Source organism: Pandoraea horticolens (genome assembly GCF_902459555.1).
GTDB lineage: Bacteria > Pseudomonadota > Gammaproteobacteria > Burkholderiales > Burkholderiaceae > Pandoraea > Pandoraea horticolens.
Window position 1 is genome coordinate 132,276 of the sequence record NZ_CABPSM010000012.1, and the last position, 21,237, is coordinate 153,512.

The window sequence follows — 21,237 nt, forward strand, 5'->3', positions numbered from 1 at the left end:
AGGTTGTCCTCCCTGCCCGGCGCTCGCGCGTCAGGCAGCTTCGGCGCACCCGGCGCCATCGGGCAGACCGAAGTCCGCCGGGAAATGTTCGAGCGCGGAGCGCACCGGATACGGCGTCATGCCGCCCATCGCGCACAGCGAGCCCGCCACCATGGTGTCGCAGAGATCGTGCAGCAATCGCACCTGCCGCACGGACGCATCCCCATGCCGGATACGCTCGATCACTTCGACACCACGCGTCGATCCGATACGGCACGGTGTGCATTTGCCGCATGACTCGTGTGCGCAGAACTGCATCGCGTAGCTCGCCAGCGCCGCCAGGTCTGCGGTGTCGTCATGAACGACCACACCACCGTGGCCGACGACTGCGCCCAGTGCGGCATAGGCCTCGTAATCCATCGGCACGTCCCACTGTGCGCTCGGCAGATAGGCTCCCAGCGGGCCACCGACCTGAATGGCCTTGGCGGAACGCCCACTCGCCGTGCCCCCGCCAAAATCGTCGAGCAGTGTGCGCAACGTCACGCCGAACGCCAGTTCCACGAGTCCGCCGCGACGGATGTTGCCCGCGAGCTGCACCGGCAACGTGCCTTGCGAGCGACCCATGCCGAACTCGCGATAGACCACAGCGCCGTGCGCGAAGATGAACGGCACGCTCGCCAGCGTAATGACGTTGTTGATGAGTGTCGGCTGCCCGAAGAGCCCGGCAAGCGCCGGGATCGGCGGCTTCGCCCGCACTACGCCGCGCTTGCCCTCGAGGCTTTCGAGCAACGCCGTCTCCTCGCCGCAAATGTAGGCCCCGGCTGCCTTGGCGACACGCAACTCGCATGCTCGTCCGGAACCCAGCACATCCGTGCCAAGCCAGCCTTCCCGGCGCGCCACCGCAATGGCGGCCTCGAGCGTCGCGATGGCGTGGGGGTATTCGCTACGCACGTAGACGATGCCCTCGCTCGCCCCTACGGACAATGCGGCGATGAGCATCCCCTCGATGAGCACAAAGGGATCGCTCTCCATGATGAGCCGGTCGGCAAACGTGCCCGAGTCGCCTTCGTCGGCGTTGCAGACGACGTATTTGCGCGCCGACTGGGCACGGCTGACGGTACGCCACTTGATGCCTGCCGGAAAAGCCGCGCCGCCACGACCGCGCAGTCCCGAGTCGAGTACTGTCTGACACGCGGCCTCGGCGTCCAGCGCCAGGCAGGCGCGCAGGCCTGCCAGACCGCCGTGCGCCTCGTAGTCCGCCGGATCGAGCGGATCGGTCACGCCCACGCGTGCGAACGTCAGGCGCTGCTGGCGCGCAAGATACGGAATCGTATCCACCAACCCGACACAGGAGGGCATTGGCGCCTCCCAACTGCCGTCGGGGTTTTCGGTCGAAGGTTCTCGCCCGGCGTCTTGCGTGGCGCACGCAGGCCACCCGCCATCGAACAGCGCGGCGACCTGCGCCGCCTGCACGTTGCTATACCCCACGCGCCCGGCCGGTGTCGCCACTTCGACGAGCGGCTCGAGCCAGAACAACCCGCGCGAGCCGTTGCGAACGATCTCAACGGCAACGCCTCGCCGGACGGCTTCCGTCGCCACGGCAGCCGCCAGCCGATCCGCGCCTAACGCGAGCGCAGCGGAATCGCGCGGGATGAAAATGCGATACGGGGCACACTTCGAAGACTCAGACATGACGGCCCTCCTTGCGCTCCGGCACTAACGCCAGCAAAGCGTCGAACCGTGCCGGACTCACACGCGCATGCAGATCGCCGTTGATCGTCACCGCCGGAGACAACGCACATTGGCCGAGGCAATACACCGACTCGACGCCAATACCGTGACATGGCTCACCATCGATACGCGCTCCCGTGCACGCCTCGGCATGGGCGACGAGCGCTTCGCCACCGCGGCTGCGGCACGCTTCCGCACGGCAAATCTGCACCACGGTGCGCGGCGGCGGCGCACTGCGGAAGTGGTGATAGAAGGTGATGACGCCGTGGACTTCGGCGCGGGAAAGATTCAGGGCGTCGGCGATCGCCGGCACGTGCGCCGGGTCGACGTAGCCGTCGCGGTCCTGCAAAGCATGCAGCAGCGGCAACAACTCGTGTGCATGGCCGGCGTGGCGAGCCAGCAACGGCACAAGCGCTGCATGAGGTGTGGGCACCATCTCGAATGTCTCCTGAGGCAAAACGGCGTTCCATATGTTCTTTCTTGCATATGGTGACAACGCGTTTCTGGGGGCTCGGTATCTAGGACATTAGTGCAAATGCCCCGCGCCAACAAGCCTCGTGGAAACACCGATGGTTCAGTTTTGCGCTATTCGCTGCACGGCAACATGCCGCTCGGCCAAGAGCCGCGCCGGCCGGACGTCTGCCGCCGTCGCTCGTCGCGCATTAAATATGCAAATAAATGCATATAAATTACCCCAACGAAGGAAACGCCTCGGCGAGCGGCGTGACACGCCCCGTTGCCGCCTCGCTGTAGCCGGGAATGGCATGAACCGTCTGCCGGTACTCCCCGCTTTGCAGAATCTCCAGCAGTCCTTGCAGATGCGGAGAATCGCTACCGCTTTCCGGGAACATCAGGCAGTAGCGTTCGGTCAGGATCGGGAGGAAGTCGAGCCCGAACTGACTCGCTGCGGCTTCGATGGCCAGCCCCGCGTCGGCACGCCCGCTTGCGATATAGGCGGCCACGGCGGCGTGAGTGAACTCGATGTTCTCTGCCCCCGCGATGGCGGAAGGATCGATGCCTTCACGCGCGAGCAGGAGATCGAAGATGATGCGCGTGCCCGACCCGCGCTCCCGGTTGGCGAACCGCGCGCCGGTTCGAGGCAAGTCGGCCAGTGAGTGAATGCCGAGCGGGTTGCCTCGCGCGACGATCAGCCCGAGGCGGCGAGACGCCACATCGGCCACCCGGTACGATTTGCCCTTGAGCAACGGACCGTAGTGCTCAAGCACAGGCTCCGCGAGCGCGCCGATCGGCACATGAAAGCTCGCGACCTCGCATTCGTGTTTCGTCAGCGCGGCAATGGCTTCGATACTACCGCGATAGCTCACGTCGATAGGCAGGCCGGCGCGCCCCGCGAAATCGACCAGCGCGGCGACAGCCAATCCGTGGCTCGCGAAAAGCCGGAGTTGATCGCTCTCCTGCAACAGCAGATCGTCAAGCTCGGTCTGCAACTCCGACGCCATTGTCTCCAGCAGCGGCCCCAGCCGTGCCTGCAAACGCTTTTGCCCCCACAGAAGCCGTTGCGCGAGCGGTGTCAACACCGCGCCACGTCCACGTGCCATGCTCAACAGCGGTGCCCCCATGAGCGACTCGACTTCCTTCACGTGGCCCCAAGCCCCTCGGTACGACTGCCCAAGCACTTGACTGGCCGCCTGCAAGTTGCCATGCGCCTGCACTTCCGTGAGCAGCGACAACACCTTGTCGAGCGGGAAATCGTTGCCGTCACGGCGGAAACGGAGTTGCGGGGCAATGGAGATTTGCTTCATTGGCTCACCTTTATGCTATTAATTGCATAAATCAATTTATGCAAAATCCTGATAAGATTTCTTAAAATGCCGAGTTAACAAGGAATTTTGCATCGACATTCATACAGAATCACCGTTGCGAAGCGATGTAATTATGCATTAATTTGCCTATTTGACGTTAACGTTTGTCCCTGGCCGAGGCGTTCCCCCCAATGTCGACGCGCCGTGCCAGTCACCCTTGCCCGAACCCGCGTCATGTCTGCCCCGAAAATTGCTCCGTACGATCGTCCCGCAGGTGGTTGGGGCGCGCTTAAGAACGTCGCCATCCAACTCGTCACTCAAGGCATTCCCCTCAAGGGCGCACGCACGCTGCTTAGCGCGAACCAGCCCAGCGGCTTCGACTGTCCGGGCTGCGCGTGGCCGGACCGCGAGCACGCCTCGACGTTCGAGTTCTGTGAAAACGGGGTCAAGGCGGTGGCCGCCGAGGCTACCAAGCGACGTGTCACGCCCGCGTTTTTTGCCGAGCATAGCGTGACCGGCCTGCTCACCCTCGACGATTACACACTCGAAGGCTATGGCCGCCTCACGCATCCCATGCGTTACGACGCCGCTACGGACCACTACATGCCCATCGCGTGGGACGATGCCTTCGCACTGATCGGCGAACACCTGCGCGCCCTGCCCGACGCCGATCAGGCAGCGTTCTATACCTCCGGGCGCACGAGCAACGAAGCCGCGTTTCTCTATCAACTCTTCGTTCGCCAGTACGGCACGAACAATTTCCCCGATTGCTCGAACATGTGTCACGAGCCAACGAGCGTAGGCTTGCCTCCGGTCGTGGGACTGGGCAAGGGTACGGTCACGCTCGAAGACTTCGAACTGGCCGACACGCTGCTGCTGTTCGGCCAGAACCCCGGCACCAATCACCCGCGAATGCTTGGTGAACTGCGCGAGGCCGCCCGGCGCGGCGCCACCATCGTGTCGGTCAATCTGCTGCACGAACGCGGGCTGGAACGTTTCGTCGACCCGCAAAGTCCTGCCGAGATGCTGAGCATGGGAGGCACCGCGATCAGCGGCCATTACGTCACACCCGCGAGCGGCGGCGATTTTGCGTTCGTGAAAGGCGTCATCAAGCATGTGCTGGAGCGTGACAGCGAAGCACGCGCGATTGGCGAGCCTCCCTTGCTCGACGATGCCTTCATCGCTGAACACACACATGGCTTCGAGAATTTCGCGGCCGACGTGCAAGCCGAGCGTTGGGACGATCTTGAGCGCGCGTCCGGCGTGTCGCAAGCGCAGATGTGCCAGATTGCCGACGTCTATCTACGTGGCGAGCGCGTTATCGCGACGTGGGGCATGGGCATCACCCAGCACAAGCAAGCTGTGGCGACGATTCAGATGATCGTCAACCTGATGCTCCTGCGCGGCAACATCGGGCGCCCGGGCGCGGGCCTGTGCCCCGTGCGCGGTCACAGCAATGTGCAAGGCGACCGCACCGTCGGCATCAATGAAAAGCCGTCGGCCGCATTCCTCGACCGGCTCGGCAAGGTGTTCGATTTCGCGCCGCCGCAACGCGAAGGGCTCGGTGTCGTCGACACGATCTCGGCCATGCTCGACGGACGCATCAAGGTTTTCATCGGCATGGGCGGCAACTTCGCGATGGCTACGCCCGACACGCCGCGCACCTGGGAGGGCCTGCGCCAGTGCGACCTGACCGTGCATGTGGCAACCAAGCTCAACCGCAGCCATCTCGTTCATGGCCGCGACGCACTGATTCTGCCGTGCCTGGGCCGCACCGAAGTCGACATGCAGAACGGCACCGTGCAAGGCGTGACGGTCGAAGATTCGATGAGCATGGTGCACCTGTCGTATGGCATCAACGCTCCGGCGTCGGAGCATCTGCGCTCGGAGCCGGCCATCGTGGCGGGGATGGCGCAGGCAACGATGGGCCGAGCCCTCGCCGGCCATGACGACTGGCACTGGTACGTGCAAGACTACGATCGCATTCGCGACGCCATCGCAGCGACCTTCGACGACTTCGCGGATTTCAATCGTCGCGTGCGGCATCCGGGCGGATTCCGGCTGGCCGTACCGCCTTCGGAACGTCGGTGGCTGACCGCCAACGCACGCGCCAACTTCACCACACATGCGCTGCCGCACGAGTTGCCGATCGACGTGGCCCGCCGTCAAGCGGGCGAGCGCGGCGCCGACGTGCTGCAACTCGCGACGATTCGTTCGCACGATCAATACAACACGACGATTTACGGCCTGAACGACCGGTATCGCGGTGTGTTCGGACAACGCCGCGTGGTCTTCGCGAACATCGAGGACCTGGATGCCCGAGGCTTGCGCGCAGGCGAACGCGTCGACGTCGTAGGCGTCTGGAATGATGGCATTGCGCGGCGTGCCGACGACTTCCTGCTCGTCGCCTACGACATTCCGCGCGGCTGTATCGCGGCCTACTACCCCGAGACCAATGGACTGGTGCCGCTCGATGCCGTCGCCGACGGCGCAGGCACCCCCACGTCGAAGTCGATTCCGGTGCTGCTGGAGCGCCGTCATGGTGGATGAGGCCGCCGGCGTCGACGCCAGCCTCGCGCAGGCCGAGCAGGATCTGGCGCGCCTGCTCGCGACGTTGGCCGACGGCCGCCGCGAAAGCCGCGAATGCCGCGAATGCCGCGAAGGCCGCGAAGGCCGCGAATCGCTGTCACTGGCACGCCTTGCGAAGCGCAGCGCGTTGCCCATGAGCACGCTGCTGCGTTATCTCGGTGTGCTCACCAGCGCCGGCTGGGTCTCGCTCGAAGACGGCGAGCGGGGACTGCGGCTTGTGCGCCTCACTGACGCCGGCATCGCACAATGCGACAGCCTGAGGTGAGCCGCCGGAAAGGCTGCAGAAGTCAGGCGCTGCAACACGACTGACATATTTCCATCCCGAGACGCGACGTACACTCGTCGCCACCGTGCCTGGCCATACCCTATTTGCGTATGCTGACGTCCAGCGCACGGCCCTAACGTCACGGAGACCCCATGGAGAATGTCGTAGCGCGTCCGGCAGGGATCGACACCGCCACGTCCGCCGCTGTTTCTGTTGCTCCTGAATCACTTGAACTTCCCCTCTTCCTTGCCACTGAGACGATTGCGTCTCCCGCCTTGTGGCGTCATGCCCGCCCGTCGAGATGGAATCCATGGCTCATCGGCCTGACAGCGCTCACCGGACTCTGGCAATGGCTGGGACTGGGCTGGGCGCTGCGCCATTTGGGAGAGATCGCCGCATGGTCGCTGGTTCCCGTGCTGCTGCTCACCCCCATGCACTGGGGCCTGATTCACGAGTCGATCCACGGCCAGTTGCGCCTGAAGGCGCGCGCTAACGAGCGCACCGGCCGCGCGCTCTCCGCGCTGCTCGGGTTGCCGTTCGAGATCATGCGCTTCGGGCATCTGATGCATCATCGCTTCACGCGTCAGCCCTTCGACCGCCCGGATATTTCAACGCTGCCCGACACCGCGCCGCTGCCCCTTCGCGCGCAAAAGTGGCTCGGCTATCAGTCGCGGCTATTGGGGGGAATGTGGCTCGCAGAAGTCTTTGCCCCCGTCATCGCGTGGCTGCCCGTGCGGCGTTTGCCCGCACTCGCCATGAGCGCCCTCGGCGGCCATCCGGAAGATCAAGACGTGCGCCGCCGCGTCATCATGTTTGCCTCCGATCCGGTCCGTCGCCGTCGCATTCGACGCGACTTTCTTGTCCTGCTCGTCGCGCTGACGGTGGCCCTATGGGCATACGGACCCTGGTGGCCTGTGTTTCTGGCAACGTTTGCCGCGCGCGGCGTCTGGTTGTCGATCGCAGACAACTTGCCGCACTACGGTGTGGCGATGGACGAGCCGGCGCGCGCGCGCAACTTCCGGGCCCCCATGTCGGGCCGCGCGCTGCTGCTAAACCAGCATCTGCATCGCGTGCATCACCAATACCCGACCGCACCCTGGCACTTGCTGCCGGGAATCGATGCCGCCCAACCAACCGGCGGGCCTGTGATTGCGTACTGGCGTGCCGTCTTTCGTCAATTTGCGGGGCCGCTACCGGCCAGCGCGCTTGCCGCAGGCGCAGCAGACACACCTTGAGCCCAGGCACCTCGCCCACACACCGCCAATACCCTCCCGCCAGACAATGGCGCGCTACGCGCCGTTGTCTCTTTACCACGTAACACGCCAACGCCCAACGCCGTCAATTCAGATCATTTTGGGATTTTTCCTAATCATGATATAAATGCGAATCGTTTTCGTTAACGTTCGCATCTTCACGCAAATAAGTGAGGTGACCGAAACGTCCTACGGGAACCGTTCGTGGATTTGCTTCGCCAGCCACGTCGCCGCCAAGGGCGGCGTTTTTGCTTGCTGAGCCTGACTATTTTTGATCCCCAAGCATGTTGATTGCATTGGCCATTGCACTGGCATGGCTGGCAGGTGGTGCCAGCTATCTCACTTCGGAACACCAGCGCTTGCGAGTGCGGCGTCTGCCGGCACAACCCGCGCGAGGGCTGTCGATCGCCGCAGCCATCGCGTGCCTCGTGTGCTGGTGGCTGGCCGCCGGTCCGTCGGCGGGCATCGCAGCGGCTTTCATGTCGCTTTGCTTCGGCCTGCTCTTCTGGCCGTACGCGGCTGGCGGCTGGCACTGGCTGCGCGGAGACGCCCATGTGGAGTAGAACCCTCGCGGGCCTCGTGCTTGGATGCTTCGCCGCTATGGCGTTATGCGGCGCCATCGCCTACATGACGCCCGCCGGCTGGCAGACCGCGATCATTCCGGTCATCGCCCTCTTCCCGCTCGTGTGGCTCGGCCTGTTTGCCGTTGTCTACGCAAGCCGCACCGCCACACGCGCGTGGGTTGGCCTTGGCGCCACGACCGCCGTCGCCTGGGCCGCGCTGCTGCTGGCGCGCGCTGTTTGGTAAGGATCTCCCGATGCGTGCCCAAACTCTGCGTCAATACCTCTGTGTCCATACCTGGGCCGGTATCGTTGCCGGCTTCGCGCTGTTTATCGCCATGCTCGGCGGCGCCCTGACCGTGTTTCACCACGAGATCGAACGTTGGGAGCAACCGGCCACACGTCATGCGCCGCTCTCGCTCGCGCAGACGGAACAGCTCGCCGAGCGCGTTCGCGCGAAATTCCCTGCCGCACGCGAGCAGATGGGTGTGGTACTGCCCAATCACTCACCCACGCCGTTCGCCTACTGGCAAGAGCCGAACGGCGAATGGATGCAGGCACGCCTGAGCGCGAGCGACGCCGGTGCCGCAGATGCCGCATCGTCGCTGGTCATTGGCGACGCACGCCCCGGTCTGTCGAGCACGATCAACGCACTGCATTACTCGCTGTCGATCCCGACGTATGGCCTGTACCTGATGGGAGCGGTGGCGCTGTTCTACGGCATGGCGCTCATCTCCGGCGTGATCGTGCACTTGCCGCGCGTGACGCGCGACATCTTCGCGCTGCGCCCAGGGCGCAACCTCAAACGTTTTTGGCAGGACGCTCACAACGCGATCGGCGTGCTGAGTCTGCCGTTTCACATCGTCTTCGCCCTCACGGGTGCGCTGTTGTGTCTGAGCCTGCCACTGATGATGGCGTTCAACGTCGTGACGTTCGAAAGCAAGCTGATGTCGCAAATCCCGCAAGTCACAGGTTCCGTGCCCGCCAGGATTGCCCCGATCGACGGCAAGCCGCTCGACTTGCAGGCAGTGCTCGCACGGGCCGAACAGGCGGCGCCCGGCATGGAGACGACCGCCGTGGCATGGACCGGTTACGGCAAACCGAATGCGGTGGCCGAAGTCTACGGCGAGGCCAAGGATTCTCTGGGCGTCCTCGCCGCCGTGGCCGTGCGTCTGAACGATGGGGAAATCGTCGGCCAGCACCGTCCGGGGGTGCGGGATACGAACCACGCCGTGATGAGCATGATCTACGGCGCGCACTTCGGCAACTTCGCGGGCGACGCCGTGCGCTGGGTGTACTTCGTGCTCGGGCTGATGGGCGCGGTGCTGGTCTATAGCGGCAACCTGCTTTGGCTCGAATCGCGTCGCAAGCGCAACGCCGCCATTCAGCCCGCCCATTTGCGCTGGATGGCCAAGGCCACGGCCGGCGTATTCCTGGGGACTTGTCTAGGCATCGCCGCGGCCTTCGTCGGCGCAGTTGTCGCCCCCAGTACGACGGCGCTCTCGATCTTCGTCGCCACACTCGCCGTCTCTGCCATTTTCGCTGCGCTCACGGCGCCGGCCGTGGCAGCTACGGGACTGCTCGTGGCCACTGCGCTCGCCTGCCTCGCCGTCCCGGTCGTCGATGCCACCTTCACGACCGACAATCTCGCGCGCTCGCTGGCCTCGGGCGACTGGGTGCTCGCCGGTGTCGATCTGGTCGCCATCGTCTGTGCGGCGATCTTCGCGCTGTTCGCCCGCGCAACGTGGCGGCGCGCCCGCCGTGGCGATCCGAACAGCGTCTGGGCGCGACCTGCCGAGGCCAGGGGTCAGACGTCGCGCGACACAGGCACGGCTGGCACGCCGGAGCGCACTGTCATTGCCCGACAAGGCACCACCAACATAACGACAACGCTGCCCGAGCAGCCGGACCCGGCGCGAACCTGACACGGCTTGCGCAAGCGCCGGGCGGCGGCATGACGTCGCGCTCGACGCTTGCGTGAGCAAGTTCGCCCACGCCACACAAGACGATCGATTTCGAGACGTACGCGTCGGCACACGACGCATCACAAATATGGAGATTCACACCGATGTTGCATCACCGCCCGCTCGCAGGGCGCGGTTTCGCTCGCCCACGCACCGCGCATGATCTGACGTTCCCCCACGCTTCACCGCTCTCGCCCTCCTCGGTGTCACGCGCCGTGGCTGGGGTGTTCGCGATTTGTGCCGCGTCGCTGACGCTGGCCTCTGGCAGCGTCTATGCCCAGCAAGCATCGCAAACGTCCGACCCGCAACCAGCCGCGAATGCCTCGCAAGGCACTGCCGCGTTGCCCGCTACCACCGTATCGGCCGGCCGCGACGACGACATCAAGGTCGAGCGAGTGTCGAGCGGTGCGCTGGGCACACGGCGCGCGGTGGACACACCGTTCTCGGTTGTCGCCGTCAACAGCGAGCAGATCAAGAACCAGATGGCCCAAACCGCGACAGACGCGTTCAAGTACGACCCGGCCGTCACCACGCTTTCGGAAAACAAGCGCAACGAGAACTCGTATTTCGCCGTGCGCGGCATGCGCGTGGACATGCTCGACGGCACCAAGGTCGACGGTCAGAACTTCGTCTCGTGGCAGGCGGACATTCCGCTCGAGCCGTTCGAACAAGTGGAACTACTCAAGGGCCTGTCCGGCTTCATGTACGGTTTCGGCGCGCCCGGTGGAATTGTGAATTACGTGCTCAAGCGCCCGACGGACGAACCGCTGCGCCAATTCTCGGTCGGCTATGAAGCCAGCAATGTGTGGAGCGAAAAACTCGACCTCGGCGGACGCTTCGGTCCCGACAATCGCTTCGGCTATCGCCTGAACGTCGTGAATGAGGAAGGCAACACCGCCGAGCCGAACAACCACGTGCGTCGCAAGACGATCTCGCTTGCCACGGACTGGCGCATCACGCCGGACCTCACATGGACGGCCGACGTGGCGTATTGGAAGCGCCAGACGACCGGCACGCTGTTCGGCATGAACTTTTCCGGTGCGGGGGCAGTCCCCGACGCGAACAAGGTCGCCCGCAATCTGGCCCAGCCGTTCACCTATTACGAAACCGATTCGCTGACGGCAGGCACGTCGCTCGACTATCGCATCAACGATCAGTGGAAGGCGAACTTCAAGTATCGCTTCGCACGCCTGAATCGTCTGAACGGCGACAGTTTCCTCTCCGTGCTCAACGCTGCGGGCGACTACGCCGACACGCAGTACAAGTGGAAGACGGCCTATTACTACCAGGCGTGGGACGCCATGATGCAGGGCAAGTTCACCACCGGTCCGCTCAAGCATGACGTGGTGTTCGGCGTAGCGTATCAGAGCCAGGTCAAGCTCAATGACAATGGCGACGGCGGTAACGGCATTTCGCTCGGCACGAGCAACATTTACAACCCGTCGCTGCTGCCGAATCAGGACGTCGGCCTGAACTACCAGCCGTACCGCAGCGAGAAGATCTCGCAGCGTGCAATCTATGCCAGCGACACGATTGGCATCACCTCGCGTATCTCGTTGCTGGCCGGCCTGCGCTACACCCAGTTCAACGACGATCTGTACGACATCACAGGGCAGACTGGCGCGTCCTACCGTGCGAAACCCGTCTCGCCGACGGTCGCGCTCATGTACAAGACCGACAACGATTCGACTGCGTACGTCAGCTACGTCGAGTCGCTGGAGCCGGGGGGCTCGGCGAGCATCACGAACGTCAACTTCCCGCAGACCTTCGGGCCGCTCACCAGCAAGCAGTACGAGGTGGGCTGGAAAGCGGACAAGCAGACGTGGGGGGCGAATCTTGCGCTGTTCCGCGTCGAGCGCGGTTATGGCTACACCAATCAGGCGAACTATTACGTGCAGGACGGCACGCAACGCTTCCAGGGGCTGGATGCCAGCGGTTGGGTGCGTCTCGCCCGCGACTGGCGCGTGATGGGCGGCGTACTGCTGCTCAACACGAAGGCCGTGGACGTTGACGACCTGAGCGTGGCGGGCAAGCGCATCTTCGCCGCGCCGCGTTACGTCGTGACAGGACGTGTCGAGTACGACACCCCGTTCGTGCGCGGCCTGACGCTCGCGGCCGGCGTCAAGGTCACGGGCCAGCAGGAAGTCGATGCCGCCAACACGTTGTCGATCCCCGCTTACACCGCGATCGACCTGTCGGCCAAGTACGCCACGCGCATCGCCGGCAAGTCAGTCGTGCTGCGCGCCGCCATCAACAACCTGACGGATAAGCACTACTGGACGACGACGTACAACGGCTTTGTGCTGCCGGGCTCCACCCGCACGTTCCTCGCCAGCGCCACGATGGACTTCTGATCGGCATCTGCGCCGTACACGCGCACGCGCTGACGCCCTCACGTCAGCGCGATCCCCCCAGTCGCTACCGTTGCACTGCCGGGAACCCGCGACGTCTGGCCATCCACACGACGATCAGCGTGGCCGTCAGCAACGCAAGCAATGCAGGCGAAAACGCGGCCACGCCGAGGCGATCGAGCAAGACGCCCCCTACGATGCCACCCCCGGCAATCGCCATGTTCCAGACCGTCACTAACATCGACTGCGCCACGTCGGCCGCATCTGCCGCCGCATTGGCGATCGCCGTCTGAAACAGCGTTGCCGCGCCACCGAACGCGAGTCCCCATACGGCCACCGACGCATACACCACAACCGGGGTATCGCCTCGCATACCGAGCGCCAGCGCAGACAGACCAAACAGCGCCGTGCTGGCAAGCGTGAGGGCGCGCAGATGGCGATCGATCATGGCACCGACGATCCAGATGCCGATCAACGACATGGCACCGAACACCAGCAACACGGTGTCGGTGCGCGGTGCCATGTTCGCTCGCGCCAGAAACGGCGCGATATAGGTGTAAAGGATGTTGTGCGCGAGCACAAAAGCCAATACGACGAACAACACCGGACGGACGCCCGGCACAATGAAGACGTCTGCCAGCGACAATCGTTTGCCCGCGGGTTGCCCGTCAAAATCGGGCACCTTCGCGCGCATCCACACGGCGAGCGCCAGTGCCAGCAAGCTCATGATGCCGAAGCACATCCGCCACCCCGTCCAATGCTCCAGGAATGTGCCGGCCGGCACACCGAGCGAGAGCGCCAGCGGTGTTCCGACCATGGCGACGGCGATGGCGCGTCCCTTTTGATTTTCAGGCACCAGGCGTGCCGCGTACCCTGCCAACAGCGCCCACAGCAGTCCGGACGACACGCCAGCCAGAAAGCGCGCCGCCATCGTCAGCCCATAGCTCGAAGACAACGCCGTCACCCCGTTGGCGATTGCGAAGCCGATCATGGTACTCAACAGCAGCGCACGCCGTCGCACTCCCTGCGTCGCCACCGTCAACGGAATGGCCGCCACCAGCGCTCCGATGGCGTAGATCGAGATCGTCTGACCGACCCACGCCTCCGAGACGACGAGACCTTGTGCCATTTGCGGCAGCAAGCCGGCGGGCAACACTTCCGTCAGGAGGGTGACGAATGCCGCCATGGAGAGCGACAGTAATGAAGTCAACGGTAAACGCTCTTGCGCTCGGGCGTTCATCGCCGCGCCCCGATCGCCTCGTAGACGGCATCGCGAAGATCGGTTACCAGGCGACCGGACATGCCTTCCAGTGCGGTGTTCGTGAACGCCACCACGCTGAGTTCGCGCACAGGATCGACGAACCACGAATGCCCGTAGGTTCCCCCCATGCGCCAGGTGCCGACCGATTCGGGCGACTGCGCTTCGGCGGGGTCTTTCAGGACCGTAATTCCGAGGCCGAATCCTCGCCCTGGCCAAAATGGCATCGGCAACCCGCCGATCTGATCCGTAGCGAACTCGCGCACGAGCGATTCGGGCAACAACGGTGCGCCGCCTTTACGCAGCGTTTCCAGTAATCGCAAGAAGTCCCCTGCAGAGCCGACCATCCCGGCGCCGCCTGAAGGATAGGCATCGGTGTTCAGCGCACGTCCCGGTGACAACCGGAAACCCGCTGTCCCGTCGACGAACGGCACGAAGTCAGGCTCCGCCAGACGCCGCGGCACGGGACTGCCGTCGGCATAGGCAGTCGTAAGACGACGCGCATCCACGGCAGTAAATGCCGTATCGCGCATGCCAAGCGGCGCCGTCACCAGCCCCTCGACAGCCTTGTCCAGCGGCAACCGCGTGACGGCCTCAATGACGGCGCCAAGCACGTCCGTCGCTATCGAGTATCGCCACTCGGTGCCTGGCGGATAAAGCAACGGCACGCTGGCAATACGCCGAATGTTCTCGCGCAGACTCATGCGGCTGTCGTCCATGCCGTCGGAGACACCCGCACGCGCATAGGTGTCATCCGGCCCCTGAAAGAACCCATAGGTCAGCCCCGCCGTATGCGTCATCAGATGACAAACCGTCAGCCGCGAGATCGTCCCATCGGCCAGCGTGGGGGTGAACTCGGGCAACCATCGCGTTACGTCGTCGGAGAGCCGCAATCGCCCCTGTGCGATCAGGACCAGCGCGGCGGCGGTGACGATTGGCTTGGTCACGGACGCCAGACGAAAAAGCGCATCGAGCGCCATCGGTACAGCCTGCTCGCGGTCGGCAAAACCCGCCGCTTCTTGATGGATCAGTTCGCCATTGCAGGCCACCAACACTACAGCCCCCACCAATCGCCCGTCGTCAAGCGCATCGGCGACGGCGGCATGAATCAGCGCGGCCCGAGGCGTGGGCATCGCCCCTGCAGGTGCCGGAAATGCGGAGATCGTCATAGGAAAGTCCTTTCGTTCGTTAACCGTCCCGACACGATAGAAAGTCCGCAATTAAAGAAAAAGTGGGCTAGAGTTCCCTTTTATACGGACATTTTCGTCCGTAATTGCACAGCAATCAGGAGTGGACGTGGAAAGTCTGAGCGGTTTCGTGGTTTTCGTGCAGGTGGCGGAGACACGCAGCTTTGTCGCTGCCGGCCGCCTGCTGGGCATCTCGGCATCGGCGGTTGGCAAAAGCGTGGTGAGGCTGGAAGAGAAGCTGGGCGTGCGTCTGTTTCATCGCAGCACACGCAGCGTGACGCTGACCGCCGAGGGTGCGCTATTTCTGGAGCGCAGCCGTCGTATTCTCGCGGAGATCGAAGCAGCGGAACTGGAGCTATCGCAAGCCAGCACGGCGCCGCGAGGACGGTTGCGCGTGAGCTTGCCGATGGTCAGCGCCCTGGTCCTGCCAGTGCTCGGCGACTTCATGCGCCACTACCCCGATATCGAGCTGGATCTGGACTTCACCGACCGGATGGTCGATGTGATCGAAGAAGGATTCGACGCGGTGGTCCGCACGGGGGAGCCGACGGATTCACGCCTCACCGCGCGGCGACTCGGGGAATTCCGGTCACACCTCGTCGCATCACCTGCGTATCTGGCACGGCGCGGCACACCGATCGTTCCGGCCGATCTGCAACAACACACCTGCCTGCACTACCGTTTTCCCAACAGCGGCAAACTGGAACCGTGGACGCTGAGGCACCCCCCCGGTGCGCCGGAACTGCCCATTCCCACCTCCATGGTCTGCAACAACATCGAGACGCGCCTGTGTTTCGCGCTTCAGGGCCTGGGGATCGCCTACCTGCCGGAGTTCGCCATCCGGGAGCCACTTGCCGACGGCCGCCTCCATCCCGTACTCGCAACCTATGCACAACGCACCGGCGTCTTTTATGTGCTTTGGCCGGCGAGCAAACACCCTTCGCCCAAAGTCCGGGCCTTGGTGGATTTTCTCTGTGCGAATGTGTTCCCCTTCACGAAAACCTGAACAGGCAAGGTCGACAAAAAGCCCCCAAGGGCTGGACTGATGTCCAGCCCTTGGGGGCTTTTTTTGCGTCTTCGCGACCGGTCAGATTGAGCCGGCAGCGCACCGCGTACTACTGAGGCAAGATCAGATACTCAGCCCACGAACGCGCGCTCAACGAGGTAGTGCCCCGGCGCGTGGTTGTGGCCTTCTACGAAGCCGCGCTTTTCTAGCAGTTCGCGGGTGTCCTTGAGCATGGCCGGGCTGCCGCACAGCATGACGCGATCGTTCTCCGGCGAGAATTCCGGCAAACCGATGTCGGTGAACATCTTGCCCGACTCGACCAGCTCCGTGATACGGCCCTGGTTTTCGAACTCTTCACGCGTGACCGTCGGGTAGTAGATCAGCTTGTCGCGAATGTACTCGCCCAGATACTCATGCTCCGGCAGATGCTGCGTGATCAGGTCGCGGTAAGCCAATTCGCTGGCGAAGCGGCAGCCGTGCACCAGAATGATGTGCTCATAGCGATCGTAGACTTCCGGATCGCGGATGATGCTCATGAACGGCGCGAGCCCCGTGCCCGTCGACAGCAGATACAGATTCTTGCCCGGCAACAGGTTGTCGTTGATGAGCGTGCCGGTCGGCTTGCGGCCGACGATGACCTTGTCGCCCGGCTTCAAGTGTTGCAGACGCGAGGTAAGCGGACCGTCCTGCACCTTGATGCTCAGGAACTCCAGCTCTTCCTCGTAATTCGCGCTTGCCATGCTGTAGGCACGCAGCAGCGGTTTGCCTTCCACTTCCAGCCCGATCATCGTGAACTGGCCATTGACGTAACGGAACGACGCGTCGCGAGTGGTCTTGAAGCTGAACAACGTATCAGTCCAGTGGTGAACTTCCAGCACGGTCTGTTGATTCTGAGTACTCATAGTGGCTTGACGTTAGACGAAGGGCGGCGGCGCGGCGCATCGGCGGGGCTGATGGCCCAAACGCCTGAAATGCTTGTGCGCGAGCCATCCTTAATGGCCCGATGCCCGGACTCCAGGTGCAGGTGTACGCACTTTCAGTTTTGGGCGGGAAAACCCGGTTATTTTACCCCAATTGGGAATTGCTTTCATTTGTCCGGTGGAGGGACCGCGTGCGGTTTCAGCGTGGCGATTGATATCCATCAGGGTTTTGATACTGCCAACGCCAGTGATCGGCACACATGCGCACAAGATCGTATTTGGTGCGCCAGCCCAGTAGCGCGTGCGCGCGCGACGCATTGGCATACGATGCCCCCACGTCGCCCGAGCGGCGTTCGACAATCTCGTACGGCACTTTGCGGCCGCTGGCGGCCTCGAATGCCTGCACGACTTCGAGCACGCTGTGCCCTCGCCCGGTGCCCAGATTGACGGTGAAACCCTCAGCCAGCTTGTGCAGGCCAGCGAGCGCCGCCAGATGGCCGCGCGCCAGATCCACCACATGCAGATAGTCCCGCACACCCGTACCATCGGGGGTCGGCCAGTCGCCGCCGTAGATCTTGAGTTTCGGCAGCTTGCCCACGGCGACTTGCGCAACGTACGGCATCAGGTTGTTGGGCACCCCCCCGGGGTCCTCACCGATCAGCCCGCTTTCATGCGCGCCCACCGGGTTGAAATAACGCAACACCCCGACACGCCAGCGCGCGTCGGATTTCACCGTATCGGCAAGTATCTGCTCGGCCATCAGCTTGGTGTGACCGTACGGATTCCCCGTCGAAAGCGGCGCCGTCTCATCGATCGGCACCGATGTCTGATAGCCGTACACGGCAGCCGACGAACTGAACACCAAATGCCGTACGTCGTGGCGCTCCATCGTCTCGATCAGTGTCAGTAGGCTGCCGAGATTGTTGCGGTAATAGAGAGACGGTTTCTCGAGCGATTCGCCGATCGACTTCAACGCGGCAAAGTGGATCACCCCGTCGATCCGATGGCGCGTGAAGACGTTATCCATGAACGCCGGGGAACAGGCATCGCCTTCCATGAACACGGGTGCACGACCGGCAATACGTGCGATGCGCGCCACCACGTCGAGATGGCTGTTGCACAGGTTATCTACGATGACGACATCGTAGCCGCCCGCCAGAAGCTCGACACAGGTATGCGAGCCGATGTAGCCGGCCCCGCCGGTGACGAGAATGGTGCCCAGATTATTCATGAAAATGCCTTAGCGACGCCCATGTGGCGCCCTTGATGCCGCACTGATCGAGCAACACGACCACGCATGCGAGACCCGCGATATTACTCCAGCCCTCGTTCCTTCGCCAATGGGACGCCAGGCCGCTCGCGCGGCGCATCTGCCCGGTCGAGCGAGTTATGCCCGTTGCCCCATGTAAGTGTCGTATTCGAGCGCCGCCAGCCGGCGGGTCAGCCGGTGTGCGCTGAGCCCCAGCACGCACAGCAGCGCGAGCGCGAACCCATAGCCGTAGAGCGCGGGCCCGTATTGCAGACTGACCCAGGTGAAAGTCGCGTTCAGCACCACCAGGAGCGAGGTGAGAACCAGTACGTCACGGCGCCGGTCCAGATAGAAGAGCACATTGAGCACACCGAGCAGCAGCACTTGCAAACCTGCCGAGATGACGTCGATGCGCAGCAACGATTGCCACGCCTCGGGCACCCCAACGAGCCGCAGCATGTCGTCGCCGAACGCAAAGACGAGCAGCGTCACCACGGCCTGTACCTTGAGGATCTCGTAGAGCCCGGTGCGCACCGCGCGCACCATCGACACCCGTGACGCCGAAATCTGGCGCAGCGTGCCGCCATGCCGTATGGCATCGAAAAACCCGGTATAGGCTTCGGCAAAATCCGTCTCGATCCGTAGCAGGAACACTGCCATGCCCGGAATCACGCAAAGATACGACAGGAACACCGGCAGATCGTAGATGGGGGCGGCGCGCAGCGGCCCGATGATGGCCGTGCCGGTCACTGGCGACGCCCAGAAGATCAACTTGTCGATCCACGCCCCCAACCCGAAGCACACCCCGACGCCAACCAGCGAAAGCCGCAGATTGCGCGGCACGAAGACCGACCACGACAGCCAGGTGGTGGTACGGTAGTTGCGCATGACGATGGCGGTCAGCCCCAGCAGCAGGCATGTGTGGCCGATTACGAAGCCGCCCAGCAGGCCCGTGAGTCCGAAGCGCCCGAGCAGTACCGCACTGACCACGCTCAGGCTGTACCCCAAGCAGAACACACCGAGAATCGCGCGGTATTGCTTTACGCTCGTGAGGAACAGCACCACGATCCACAGATTGCCGAGCAGAACGAAGCCAATCCACATCAGCCAACGATAGGCCAGCGGCAAGGCCGAGAAGAGCGTCTGCGACAGAATGAGCCCCATCACGCCGAGCACGACGGTGGTGACCAGCGTCACGGCATTGAACGACGGCATCACGGCCTGCGGCTCGCCCGCAAACAATCGGTCGCTCAGATAACGGGTGAATGCCAACTGGATCAGTCCCGTCACAATGACGCTCGACGCAATCAGATACGTCACCGAGACTTGAAATTGCGTCAGGACCTCGTGCGGATGAACGCTGGCCAGGCTCATTAACCCGACCAGCACTACACCGACCATCGACAACACCAGCGGACCGGCACTGATGATCCCCGCATAGCTGTAGGCGGCGAAGGTGCCCGAAAGCGTGTCACTGCGCAGCAACCGCCGCAACTCGAAACCGATACCCGCCATCAGTCATCCCCTCCGTCCATCCAGCGCCCATATAACGTGCGATACGCGTCGCACAAGGTGTCGAGCCGGTAGTGGCGCTCGACACGCGCGATACCGGCGCGACTCGCGGCATGCCATACGTCGGGCTCCAGCACGTCGACGATGGCGGCGGCCAGTGCCTCCGGGTCGGCCATCGGCACGATGCGCCCCGAGCTGCCAAGCGCGCGATCCTCGGCGCCGTTGCCTTCGATCAACTGACGGCATGCACCGACGTCGGTCGCCACGACCGGCACGCCGGCCGCCGCCGCTTCGAGCATGACCAGCGGCAAGGCTTCGGAAACCGACGACAACGCCAGCACGCCGATCTGCGGCAAGACCGATTCAATGGCGCGATAGCCCATGAAGCGCACCTGATACTCCATCCCGAGACTCTCGGCAAGGTCCCGGCACTCTTGTGCGTAGGCAGTGTCTTCGGTGTCCGGCCCGATAATCCAGCCCTGCAAGTCCGGACGCGCCCGATAGGCAATGAAGATGGCGCGCAGAAACGTCTTGATGTCCTTGATGGGCACCACACGCCCCACCAGCGCCACGATCGGGGGGATGTCCGCGCGGTCCGCCTGCGCGTCGGTCTCGCGCCGCGCGACACGCAACGCCGCGAATCGCGCAATGTCCACGCCGTTGGCGATGCTGCGCGTCTTGTGCACGGGCGCGCCGTCGCTCACCTGACGTTGGCGGTTACCCTCATACAGCGAGACGATCTCGTTGGCCGTGTCGTAACACACCCGGCCGATGGCCTCGAAAAACCGCATCCACAGGTTCTGGAAATAGCCAACACGCGAGATGTCGCGCTCGAACGGACCGCGATTGTCACGCAGCCATTCGCTTTGCAGCAGGTCGAGCTTGCGCTCTTTCGTATAGCTGCCATGTTCGGTCACGAGCAACGGCCGGCCGGTGCGCTTGCTCAGCATCGCCCCCAACAGCCCGGCATATCCCGTCGACACGGTGTGGTACAGGCGAGCCGGTGGCAAGGCACCGGCGATCCCTGCCAGTTGCCAGATCGGCTTGTGCATCGCACGTATCGTCCAGAAGTAATCGGTGAACGACGGGTCATGGCAGTAGCGTTCGTAGCGCTGCGTGATGAAATCCCAGGCACGCTCGCTATGGAGAAATTCCGGCAGCGCCAGCGCCTGAGCCTCGCCCAGCATCGGCAGAATCCGCGACAGGATGGCGTGCAGATCGTCGACACCCATGTCGTCGATCGCGCAATCGTGCCCTTCGTGCCCATCGCGCGCTTCGTGCCGCTGACGGAACAGGTCATGCATCCGGGCCATCTGCGCGAATGCGTTTGCGTCGCCCGAGCCTTGCCGCGTTCGCACCGGATCAGCGGCCGCCCCCACCGGAGCGTCTGCCGTCTCGTACAGATAATGCGCCTCGAAGTGGACGATGTTCGCCGGCATCGGATAGACGGGCGCGCCGTAGTCGTCCCGGCGGCTGCCGATGAACACCACCGAGAAGGTCAGTTCGGGAAATGCGCGAATGAGCAGATCGACCCACGCCGACACCCCGCCCCGCACATACGGGAAGGTGCCTTCGAGGAGCAGCGCAATGTCGGCGGCCTCGCCTGACGGCCGCGAATTCGGAAGATCGCCGTGCGGGCGCATTGGCATA

General features: G+C 63.6%; 17 protein-coding genes. 8 read left to right on the plus strand and 9 right to left on the minus strand.

Annotation, left to right across the window (positions count from 1 at the left end; genetic code table 11):
- Nucleotides 1-30: 30 nt before the first annotated feature.
- From PHO31112_RS19105 to PHO31112_RS19115, 3 genes are all read right to left on the minus strand, one after another.
- Entirely contained in the window at nucleotides 31-1,671 is a 1,641-nt protein-coding gene (locus tag PHO31112_RS19105) for a formate dehydrogenase beta subunit (protein WP_150621996.1), read from the minus strand.
- On the minus strand, nucleotides 1,664-2,146 hold the full coding sequence (locus tag PHO31112_RS19110; RefSeq protein WP_150621998.1) for an NAD(P)H-dependent oxidoreductase subunit E: 483 nt from the start codon (nucleotides 2,144-2,146) through the stop codon (nucleotides 1,664-1,666). The genes PHO31112_RS19105 and PHO31112_RS19110 overlap by 8 nt, the downstream gene beginning before the upstream one ends.
- A 253-nt stretch (nucleotides 2,147-2,399) precedes the next feature.
- Nucleotides 2,400-3,473 carry a substrate-binding domain-containing protein gene (locus PHO31112_RS19115; RefSeq protein ID WP_150622000.1) on the minus strand — a complete coding sequence of 358 codons (1,074 nt, stop codon included), beginning with the start codon at nucleotides 3,471-3,473 and terminating at the stop codon, nucleotides 2,400-2,402.
- A gap of 234 nt (nucleotides 3,474-3,707) precedes the next feature.
- Between PHO31112_RS19115 and PHO31112_RS19120 the strand changes: the two genes are divergently transcribed.
- The 7 genes from PHO31112_RS19120 to PHO31112_RS19150 all read left to right on the plus strand — a co-directional run bounded on the left by PHO31112_RS19120 (nucleotide 3,708) and on the right by PHO31112_RS19150 (nucleotide 12,458).
- The gene (locus PHO31112_RS19120) at nucleotides 3,708-6,023 is read left to right on the plus strand and encodes an FdhF/YdeP family oxidoreductase (RefSeq protein ID WP_150622002.1); all 2,316 of its coding nucleotides are present in this window, start codon (nucleotides 3,708-3,710) and stop codon (nucleotides 6,021-6,023) included.
- The gene (locus tag PHO31112_RS19125) at nucleotides 6,013-6,327 is read left to right on the plus strand and encodes a helix-turn-helix domain-containing protein (RefSeq protein ID WP_174995787.1); all 315 of its coding nucleotides are present in this window, start codon (nucleotides 6,013-6,015) and stop codon (nucleotides 6,325-6,327) included. Before PHO31112_RS19120 ends, PHO31112_RS19125 begins: the two co-directional genes overlap by 11 nt.
- A 152-nt stretch (nucleotides 6,328-6,479) precedes the next feature.
- Nucleotides 6,480-7,562, plus strand: a complete 1,083-nt coding sequence (locus PHO31112_RS19130; RefSeq protein ID WP_150622006.1) for a fatty acid desaturase family protein — start codon at nucleotides 6,480-6,482, stop codon at nucleotides 7,560-7,562.
- A 302-nt stretch (nucleotides 7,563-7,864) separates the two neighbouring features.
- Complete coding sequence (locus PHO31112_RS19135) at nucleotides 7,865-8,143, plus strand: hypothetical protein (RefSeq protein ID WP_150622008.1); 279 nt, start codon at nucleotides 7,865-7,867, stop codon at nucleotides 8,141-8,143.
- The gene (locus tag PHO31112_RS19140) at nucleotides 8,133-8,387 is read left to right on the plus strand and encodes a hypothetical protein (RefSeq protein WP_150622010.1); all 255 of its coding nucleotides are present in this window, start codon (nucleotides 8,133-8,135) and stop codon (nucleotides 8,385-8,387) included. The genes PHO31112_RS19135 and PHO31112_RS19140 overlap by 11 nt, the downstream gene beginning before the upstream one ends.
- A 10-nt stretch (nucleotides 8,388-8,397) precedes the next feature.
- Nucleotides 8,398-10,065 (plus strand): PepSY-associated TM helix domain-containing protein, encoded by a 1,668-nt coding sequence (locus PHO31112_RS19145; RefSeq protein ID WP_150622012.1) that lies wholly within the window; start codon nucleotides 8,398-8,400, stop codon nucleotides 10,063-10,065.
- 143 nt (nucleotides 10,066-10,208) lie between these two features.
- Nucleotides 10,209-12,458, plus strand: a complete 2,250-nt coding sequence (locus tag PHO31112_RS19150) for a TonB-dependent siderophore receptor (RefSeq protein WP_150622014.1) — start codon at nucleotides 10,209-10,211, stop codon at nucleotides 12,456-12,458.
- Nucleotides 12,459-12,522: 64 nt separating this feature from the next.
- On the opposite strand, the gene PHO31112_RS19155 is transcribed toward PHO31112_RS19150, so the two are convergent.
- Both PHO31112_RS19155 and PHO31112_RS19160 read right to left on the minus strand, forming a co-directional pair.
- Entirely contained in the window at nucleotides 12,523-13,695 is a 1,173-nt protein-coding gene (locus PHO31112_RS19155; protein ID WP_150622016.1) for an MFS transporter, read from the minus strand.
- Nucleotides 13,692-14,882, minus strand: a complete 1,191-nt coding sequence (locus PHO31112_RS19160) for a serine hydrolase domain-containing protein (RefSeq protein WP_150622018.1) — start codon at nucleotides 14,880-14,882, stop codon at nucleotides 13,692-13,694. Before PHO31112_RS19160 ends, PHO31112_RS19155 begins: the two co-directional genes overlap by 4 nt.
- A gap of 127 nt (nucleotides 14,883-15,009) precedes the next feature.
- On the opposite strand from PHO31112_RS19160, the gene PHO31112_RS19165 reads away from it, so the two are divergent.
- Nucleotides 15,010-15,906 (plus strand): LysR family transcriptional regulator, encoded by an 897-nt coding sequence (locus tag PHO31112_RS19165; protein ID WP_150622020.1) that lies wholly within the window; start codon nucleotides 15,010-15,012, stop codon nucleotides 15,904-15,906.
- 131 nt (nucleotides 15,907-16,037) lie between these two features.
- Here the strand turns inward: PHO31112_RS19165 and PHO31112_RS19170 are convergent, their stop codons facing one another.
- From PHO31112_RS19170 to pelF, 4 genes are all read right to left on the minus strand, one after another.
- Nucleotides 16,038-16,808 (minus strand): ferredoxin--NADP reductase, encoded by a 771-nt coding sequence (locus PHO31112_RS19170; protein ID WP_010807810.1) that lies wholly within the window; start codon nucleotides 16,806-16,808, stop codon nucleotides 16,038-16,040.
- Between the two features lie 217 nt (nucleotides 16,809-17,025).
- The gene (gene galE / locus PHO31112_RS19175; protein ID WP_150622023.1) at nucleotides 17,026-18,057 is read right to left on the minus strand and encodes a UDP-glucose 4-epimerase GalE; all 1,032 of its coding nucleotides are present in this window, start codon (nucleotides 18,055-18,057) and stop codon (nucleotides 17,026-17,028) included.
- A 156-nt stretch (nucleotides 18,058-18,213) separates the two neighbouring features.
- Complete coding sequence (gene pelG, locus PHO31112_RS19180; RefSeq protein ID WP_150622027.1) at nucleotides 18,214-19,590, minus strand: exopolysaccharide Pel transporter PelG; 1,377 nt, start codon at nucleotides 19,588-19,590, stop codon at nucleotides 18,214-18,216.
- Nucleotides 19,590-21,236: a GT4 family glycosyltransferase PelF gene (gene pelF / locus PHO31112_RS19185; RefSeq protein WP_246178386.1), complete on the minus strand. Its 1,647-nt coding sequence runs from the start codon at nucleotides 21,234-21,236 to the stop codon at nucleotides 19,590-19,592. The genes pelG and pelF overlap by 1 nt, the downstream gene beginning before the upstream one ends.
- Between the last annotated feature and the right edge of the window lies 1 nt (nucleotide 21,237).

Coding starts and splice junctions, on each gene's coding strand:
- pelG (WP_150622027.1), bottom strand. CDS start 19,590: ATGGCGGGTATCGGTTTCGAGTTGCGGCGGTTGCTGCGCAGTGACACG.
- PHO31112_RS19145 (WP_150622012.1), top strand. CDS start 8,398: ATGCGTGCCCAAACTCTGCGTCAATACCTCTGTGTCCATACCTGGGCC.
- PHO31112_RS19140 (WP_150622010.1), top strand. CDS start 8,133: ATGTGGAGTAGAACCCTCGCGGGCCTCGTGCTTGGATGCTTCGCCGCT.
- PHO31112_RS19135 (WP_150622008.1), top strand. CDS start 7,865: ATGTTGATTGCATTGGCCATTGCACTGGCATGGCTGGCAGGTGGTGCC.
- PHO31112_RS19110 (WP_150621998.1), bottom strand. CDS start 2,146: ATGGTGCCCACACCTCATGCAGCGCTTGTGCCGTTGCTGGCTCGCCAC.
- PHO31112_RS19105 (WP_150621996.1), bottom strand. CDS start 1,671: ATGTCTGAGTCTTCGAAGTGTGCCCCGTATCGCATTTTCATCCCGCGC.
- PHO31112_RS19125 (WP_174995787.1), top strand. CDS start 6,013: ATGGTGGATGAGGCCGCCGGCGTCGACGCCAGCCTCGCGCAGGCCGAG.
- PHO31112_RS19150 (WP_150622014.1), top strand. CDS start 10,209: ATGTTGCATCACCGCCCGCTCGCAGGGCGCGGTTTCGCTCGCCCACGC.
- PHO31112_RS19130 (WP_150622006.1), top strand. CDS start 6,480: ATGGAGAATGTCGTAGCGCGTCCGGCAGGGATCGACACCGCCACGTCC.
- pelF (WP_246178386.1), bottom strand. CDS start 21,236: ATGCCAATGCGCCCGCACGGCGATCTTCCGAATTCGCGGCCGTCAGGC.
- galE (WP_150622023.1), bottom strand. CDS start 18,057: ATGAATAATCTGGGCACCATTCTCGTCACCGGCGGGGCCGGCTACATC.
- PHO31112_RS19155 (WP_150622016.1), bottom strand. CDS start 13,695: ATGAACGCCCGAGCGCAAGAGCGTTTACCGTTGACTTCATTACTGTCG.
- PHO31112_RS19160 (WP_150622018.1), bottom strand. CDS start 14,882: ATGACGATCTCCGCATTTCCGGCACCTGCAGGGGCGATGCCCACGCCT.
- PHO31112_RS19120 (WP_150622002.1), top strand. CDS start 3,708: ATGTCTGCCCCGAAAATTGCTCCGTACGATCGTCCCGCAGGTGGTTGG.
- PHO31112_RS19170 (WP_010807810.1), bottom strand. CDS start 16,808: ATGAGTACTCAGAATCAACAGACCGTGCTGGAAGTTCACCACTGGACT.
- PHO31112_RS19115 (WP_150622000.1), bottom strand. CDS start 3,473: ATGAAGCAAATCTCCATTGCCCCGCAACTCCGTTTCCGCCGTGACGGC.